The sequence below is a fragment of the Dictyobacter vulcani genome (assembly GCF_008974265.1).
GTDB lineage: Bacteria > Chloroflexota > Ktedonobacteria > Ktedonobacterales > Ktedonobacteraceae > Dictyobacter > Dictyobacter vulcani.
Genome location: NZ_BKZW01000005.1, coordinates 201,604 through 207,822, shown reverse-complemented (window position 1 = coordinate 207,822; position 6,219 = coordinate 201,604). Strand labels below are relative to the sequence as shown.

General features: G+C 43.6%; 3 protein-coding genes. All 3 read left to right on the top strand.

Annotated features, from left to right (window positions below; genetic code table 11):
* Window positions 1–542: 542 nt before the first annotated feature.
* Genes KDW_RS30760 through KDW_RS30750 form a run of 3 tightly spaced genes read left to right on the top strand, consistent with a single transcriptional unit; the run spans window position 543 to window position 6,184 of the window.
* Window positions 543–1,874 carry a toll/interleukin-1 receptor domain-containing protein gene (locus tag KDW_RS30760; RefSeq protein WP_151759701.1) on the top strand — a complete coding sequence of 444 codons (1,332 nt, stop codon included), beginning with the start codon at window positions 543–545 and terminating at the stop codon, window positions 1,872–1,874.
* Window positions 1,867–3,453: an ATP-binding protein gene (locus tag KDW_RS30755; protein WP_151759700.1), complete on the top strand. Its 1,587-nt coding sequence runs from the start codon at window positions 1,867–1,869 to the stop codon at window positions 3,451–3,453. Before KDW_RS30760 ends, KDW_RS30755 begins: the two co-directional genes overlap by 8 nt.
* A gap of 31 nt (window positions 3,454–3,484) precedes the next feature.
* Window positions 3,485–6,184 carry a tetratricopeptide repeat protein gene (locus tag KDW_RS30750; protein ID WP_162005776.1) on the top strand — a complete coding sequence of 900 codons (2,700 nt, stop codon included), beginning with the start codon at window positions 3,485–3,487 and terminating at the stop codon, window positions 6,182–6,184.
* Window positions 6,185–6,219 lie beyond the last annotated feature (35 nt).

Here is a 6,219-nt window from a genome sequence, read left to right as displayed (position 1 = left end):
AGCTGTCTCAAACCAAAGTTAGAAAGATCCAGATAGCAAAGATGTCCATCTTCATCAAATTGAGCATGAAGCTTATTTCCAATTGCCAATTTTAAATACTCTATCCGTGCCTGATCATTTTGCATGCCCTTGACCTTTCAATGCTTCTTTTAAAGCGCTTTCCAGTAAGCGATAGAGCATCATCTTAATCCAGCAATGAGCACATCTCTATATTTTATAATACATAAATTTATCACTCTACACAATAGCCTATTTTTTCTCACAAAGTGGTGAAAAAATATCACAAAAGCAGGTAGAGCTTTTTATTTTTTGAATTTACTTACGTTATATATAGAGTATTGATGAATTGTATGGTACAATGCATTTACGCGCTTGCAATTGCATTTTTCTATGCACTACACCTATAGAGGGCACGAAAATCGTTCTGATATGTGACCAATTGCTATAGCAATAGTTCAGGTGAAATCTATGGAAACAGTTCCCCAGAAGCTAGTATCATAGAGGTTGTGCAGTGGTTGAAAAGGAAGAAAGAGAGCAGTCCTGTGTTATTTTTGGGTGCAGGGGCGGGCGGGCTATTTCGTAGTAAAACTTTTTATTCAACCGCTCAATCCTTCAGCCCACGCACATTCCATAACATGACGCAAATAAAGCAATTCGAAGAGTGCTATCGTGTACTATGCGAAGGTGATTTTTCGAGGAGTGATATCCATTCCATCCTTGTGCCATCGCTACAAAGCCTCAAAATAGCACAGGCTGATCAGTACCTCGCTAATCTTGTTCAGGCGGGCATCTTTCATTTAATCATCTCCACCAATATTGATAACCAACTATCCAAAGCTTTTGAAGCCGCCGATATGAGAGTTGGTCAAGATTTTCAGATCTTTATTCCTCAGCAGCATTCACCTGATAAATTCGCCAACACAGGACACAAACATGTTCCGACCATCATCAAATTATCTGGTGACCTCGAAATTGGAGAACATAGCCTCTTTAAACAAAATTTTTATCTTGAGACGCACGATATGCTGAAAACATTTCTCTCTTCTACCCTTTCTGGCGATGTACTTATGCTCGGTTACAACCCATTCTGGGATCGCGCTATAGATGCTATTTTTCCAGCGCAGGGACAGGAGATCTGGTATATAAATGAAGAAAAGCCCCGACCGCCTTTCCTCTCCATACTACAAAGTAGGAAGGCTAAATGTATTACGGGTGGTGCAGGAAGCTACGAAGCATTCATCCAACAACTTCACTGGCATCTTGATGAAGAAAGGTCGCCGCATGAGTCGCTACTACACGTTTCCTGGGAAACCAACGTGGCTCCAACCCCTCTATGGCCGGACACGCAAAATGCTCCTACTGCTACCCAGGAGGACAGTCATTATCAACAGACAACAAAAGAGCAGAAAAACGAGAAGAAACAACGCACCAATGTATTCATTGGATACAGCCACATAGATAAAAACTATCTCAAAAGACTCAAATCACATATGGCAACGTATGAAAGAGAGAAACTGCTCGATGTATGGGACGACCAGAAAGTACAACCGGGCACAAATTATCGTCAGGAATTACAAAATGCATTGAATAATGCAAAAGTAATCATATTACTTGTAAGCTCAGACTTCATTGCGTCAGATTTCGTCGCTGAAAACATCCTTGCTCCCCTCTTGCAAATATCAGAGACAAAAGGAGCCGTTGTTTTACCTGTTATTCTCAGGTCCTGTAACTTTGATGATTCAGGACTGCAACAATTTCAACCATTCAATCATCCATCCAAGCCATTATCAAAGAAATCCGTTGATCAAGATGCCGTATGGGCAGACCTTGCCCGTTACGTGGTTACACTGGGAAGGGATACCAGATATGAGTAACACGGTATTCGACATAAATAATTTTGTGAACCGCGACGCCGAAATAGATTTTATGGATAAACACTGCCTGCCGTCGTTGCAAGAAAACAGGCCAATCAATCCACAATTCATTGAATACAATGGAGTATGGGGGATTGGCAAAACGAGCATGCTCAGAAGAATTGAGCATCACTGCTTTACAGAGAATTTCTATCCACTCTGGATTGAAGCCAGTGATAGTCCCAATCAATCATTTCACAAAATTGCTGAACAGGTACGCAATCGTTACAAAGTGACTTTTAGTTTTGTGGGAGACGACCTTGATGGATCATTAGCAGCGACACGGGCACTCTTGAACTCACATGGAAGAGCCGTTTTGTTCATTGATTCTTTAGACGCTGCAAAGGAAGAGCAACTTAAACATATTAAAGAAATGCTGCACCGCCTGACGGAAGATGGCAAATTGCTCTTCATTATGGCTAGCCGCAAAATAATCGATTTTGGAAAAGTGGCTCCATTCAAATGGAAACTCGTATTTCGTACCTTAAAATCTCTCTCCAGGCAGTCGTGCATCTCATATATACAAAAGCTCGCCCAGGAACTCAATGAGGAACAGGCTGATCAGATCTTTCAGCTCACCCGTGGTTATCCAGTCGCAGTTGAAGCCGCTGTGCAGGCGGTGAAGCAAGAGAAATTAGACCTTACGCAAGAAAAAGGTCGCAAACAACTGATACAAGGAATTTACAAGCAGATAATTGAGCAGGGTATTCTGGCAGAAGTGCACCAGGACCCGGATCAGTTCCTCTGGTATCACACAATGTTAAGCCTCTTTGCGATTCCCCGGCGCTTTAACCTTATCCTCATGCAAAAAATGACAGAAAAATTTGCCGAGCAGCACAAATTGGGCAGTAGTCTCGCATATATGAGCCTGCAAAAGCGCCTTAATTACAACATGGATCTACTGGATTGGCGCGAAGACAAAACAGGATATGCTATGGAAGCACCAATCAGGCATCTCTTTCTCATGAACTTGAAATTCGAGAATCCACAAAGGCATGCTCAAATTCACGAGTTCCTGATGGAAGAAAACTGGCGCTTTGTTATGCAATTTTCGGGAACCGATAAATTGCATTCTCTCCAGGAATACTTATATCATAGCATTTTTTGCCATGATGAGCCGGGGTTGCAGGAAAATATTGATCATGCCATCAAACAGCTTCTACTAGAATCACACGACCTTTTATTGCAATTCGAAGAGGAGTATACCAGGGATGATGAGCTCCAGGATGCCCTTGGCGTGTATAAGTATAGAATATTGAGCGCGATCTATAGTCGCTTCGCAGAAACGTATTGGATCCTTGTACCAACTGCACTCAACCAGGAAGAGCGTATTGATTCTCTGTACTCATATATCCTTTATCGTATTAAAGATCCTATTCTAGATCTTCCTCAACGCCTGTCATATGCCCGCCAAAGTATAGAGCGTGTGAAGGCACAGGAAAGTGCTGGAGTGGTGCAAAAGTTGATCGAACGACTCTCACAACACGAGGAAATTCAAAAGCTGCTTGGAAATGATCCTCAAGCGTGGAATCTGGCATAGAGGCCCATTTCCTTCTAAAGGAGCGAAACCGATGCAAACACAACAAGATCTTAGCAACTTCATTGGCCGCCAGACAGAAATCAAGATCTTTAAACAGTGGTTGGCCAACACGGCTTCGGATGCGCCAACCATTCTCTATCTTTATGATGCCCTGGAACCTCAGGAGAAGAAAGGAGGTGCCGGCAAGACCTGGCTGCTCAGATACTATGCCATGATAGCAAAGAGACAAGATCCGGGCGCAATTGTTGTGCATATTGATTTTTTCGATGCCGCATCACGCGATGGCGTCATCATAGCTGAACGCATTGTCGAAACGTTGAAATCAACTTTTCCTCAGTGGGATACTACCAACTTTGCGGAAACGTTGAAAGAGTACCAGGAAACCACCAGTCCTGAAATCCAGGAAAACACAGAACAGCGCATGGCGCTCGCCAAGGCGCTCTCTCTTGATCTAAAAAAGCTCGACGATCATTTCGCTCAAACCAAAACATTTCTTCTTGTGATGTTTGATACCACTGAACTCATAGAGAAAACGCCTTCTATTGGTGTGCTAAACTTCTCCCAACGCTTTCCAGACCATTATCAATTCAAGTACATAAAATTCGTTATCGCCTCACGCAACAAAATCGATTGGAGCCAACCAAACTGGTTGGAGCGCGAAAAAGAGGTTCGCGAAATTCCTATCCAGCCTTTTAACCAATCAGAAATGGTTGAATATCTGCTTAAAGAATCCATCTATAATCCCGAAACACAGCAAGAAGAGTTGGAAGCATTGTACGATCGGACTGAGGGACGCCCAATTCTGGTGGGACTGGTCGCCGATGTGCTGAACAACCATGTAACCAGTGTAGAAAAGTTGGCCGCAGTTATCCCTTCCCAGTTTGAGTCTCACCTTGTTTCCCAGATTCAGCAGCTTGAAAATCCTGTGAACTGGGTCATACTCTTTATGGCACACGTTTACCATAGATTCAATGACAAAATATTGCAACGCATCTTAGCACAATCAGGCTTAAAAGAGGCTATTCAAAATATATCCTACCAGGAGTTAATGCAGCGCGTACCAGCTCTCTCATTTGTAAGGACATCTGCGCCAGGCGACAATCTTGTTCTTCACGATGAGATGCGAAAACTGGTCAATATCTACTGTTGGGACCGGCAAGACCCTGAACGGAGGATGCGAAAAGATATCAGCCAGTGTGTGATCGAATACATCAAAGAAGAACAAGAGAATGGGCAGCAGTTAACCGAGCAGGAGCGCCAGGCATATACAATTGAGTTGCTCTTCCATACCCTCTTTCTAGATCCTGCTAAAGGGGTGAAGCGGTTTGAAACATATTTCGTGAACGCATTGCAGCTATCAAGACGCCCATTCGCCCGTACCCTGTTGCAGGAGACCTTGTTGTTCTGGAACGATATGGACGAGATGCAGCAGAATGACTTGCAGTTGCACGAAGCACAGCTCTTACGCGTTGAAGAGAATCCTACCGTCGCACTCACCATCTTTCAGCAGTTCGAAGAGGATACCAACGCTGCATGGTTTCAGCTGCATGAAGCCCAAATCTATTGGGAAAAAGGTCAATGCTACATCTTGCAAAGCAAATTCTCTAAAGCCATTGAAAGTATGCAGCGCAGCCTTGATCTTGAAAGAGCCGCCGGCAATGAAAACCAGGTGGGAATCATACTCAACAAACTTGGTTTTGTGTATCGTAATCAAGGCCAGTTTGATAAAGCGCAGAGCTATTATGAGCAAGCACTTGATCTCTATGCCAAGCTGTCCGACCAGGGCGAATACGCGAACATGATTAATAACTTGAGTAATATTTATAGACTACGTGGAATAACGCAGCAAGCCTTGCGTTCTTGTAAAATCGGACTGAATATTCGCAAGAGCCTGTTTCAGGCAGGCAAGAGCGGTGAATACCCCATTGCCCTGAGTCAGAGCACGATGGGCCTTATCTACCTTGACAACGGTCATTTCGTCTGGGCGGGTCAACGCTTCCAGGAGGCATATGAAATTCACCTCCGTCTCGGACGCAAGCGCGAGCTGGCACAGTTATATAATCGCTTTGCCCAGATAGCCATGGCCAAGCGAGAATACGAAGAGGCGGAGAGCTTACTGCGTCGAGCGGAGGAGGCTTCGATTGAGACCAATATTGAAGCTTACACCAATAGCTTGAACAAGCAGGGACGACTATGTATGTTACAGAAGCGCTGGTCAGAAGCTATACCTCTTTTTGAAAAAGCGAGCAGTAAGGCAAGAGAAGTACACGATGATTATCAACAGACAGAGAATCTGGTAGATCTGGCCCATGCATTGTATCGTACCAATTCAAGCGAGGCTGGTGAGAAAATTCTACAAGAGGCTCGCAATATCGCGGAGCAATGGAACTACTATGACTTGCTTGGTCAGGCTGAAGAGTTCCTGGGCGATATCAAGTATGATGCACATGAATTTAAAGCAGCTTTCACACATTATCAACGCTTTTGTCGCTATATGGCCATCAGGAGCGCGGTCGAATATAATAAAGCGCTCAGCTTTATTATTGACAAATTATATGAAATTCCAAAGGAAGAGTCAGTAGCCATTATCAATGATTTTATCGCCTACTGGGCTCAAGAAAATATGGAGGAGAAGTACCCCGAGTTGGAAGATACCTTGCGCGACATAAGTAAAGCAAAGTTTTTAGAACCTCTCATTGATACGAACTCTTTGCCATTGTTAGATATTTAGCACCCAATCATTACGTATCTTCCATTTCATACAAG